The organism is Vibrio sp. 10N.222.48.A3, assembly GCF_041475345.1.
Classification (GTDB): domain Bacteria; phylum Pseudomonadota; class Gammaproteobacteria; order Enterobacterales; family Vibrionaceae; genus Vibrio; species Vibrio tasmaniensis_A.
Map to the genome: position 1 here is coordinate 1 of NZ_JBFRVX010001624.1, position 778 is coordinate 778.

Annotated in this window: 1 protein-coding gene and 2 pseudogenes; 1 reads left to right on the forward strand and 2 read right to left on the reverse strand. The window is 32.1% G+C overall.

Annotated elements, in window-relative coordinates:
• Positions 1 to 116: pseudogene (locus tag AB4653_RS28100) on the reverse strand (prepilin peptidase); the annotation flags it as partial.
• A 162-nt stretch (positions 117 to 278) separates the two neighbouring features.
• Positions 279 to 467 (reverse strand): Flp family type IVb pilin, encoded by a 189-nt coding sequence (locus AB4653_RS28105; protein ID WP_009847502.1) that lies wholly within the window; start codon positions 465 to 467, stop codon positions 279 to 281.
• A gap of 194 nt (positions 468 to 661) precedes the next feature.
• Between AB4653_RS28105 and AB4653_RS28110 the strand changes: the two are divergent.
• Positions 662 to 778, forward strand: a pseudogene (locus AB4653_RS28110) (AraC family transcriptional regulator); the annotation flags it as partial.

Here is a 778-nt window from a genome sequence, read left to right on the forward strand (position 1 = left end):
ATAAAGTACAGTAATACAAATAAAATCAGAGCTTTATTTGGTATCCGATTTTCTTTCACATCGAAGACTGAAACAACAATTAATAGCACCCAAAAAACCAGAGATTCACTTATCATTCATTTATATACCTGACACAATTATTATGAATTTACTGAATAAGGCTGTAGCTATACCAGAGAATATGGCCCAAGCAAAAATGACAAGTAAAGCAGCACCGATAACGTACTCGACAATAGTTAGTCCTTTCTGCTTTCTAATTCCCTTTTTATTCATAGTGTCTACGGGGCTGTTGTCGTACTAATAGCATTAACAATAGCACTGAGTTTCGCTGACAATACATTACCAATTCCACTGAATATGGTTGTCAACCCTAACACGAGCATAGCAGCACCGATCACATATTCGATGACCGTTAAACCTTCTTCATCATTCATAAATTCTTTAATGTTTTTCAATAGGTTATTCATAAGAATCTCTCCTTGATTTACGTATCAGGTTTTATTTACCTGTAAACTAAATCTAGAGCTGAACGATATATTAGGTTAGGATTATTTTGCCATTTACTTGCACTTTCTTGTGGTACTTCTAATCTAATTACTATTACTTGTTATTCGGTTGTTTTTAGACAAAAAAACCGATATGAAACGAAGATTATATTAATATGAAAATAGTAACTCCGTTATTGTCGGACAAAGATAGTGATTTCAACTCCGTTATTATTAATAAAATAGGCCACTATTTTTCTATTAAAAACTTCAAACAAGACATATCTATAATC

Excerpts from the sequence above, each read along its gene's own strand:
- AB4653_RS28105 (WP_009847502.1), bottom strand. The coding sequence starts at position 467 with ATGAATAACCTATTGAAAAACATTAAAGAATTTATGAATGATGAAGAA.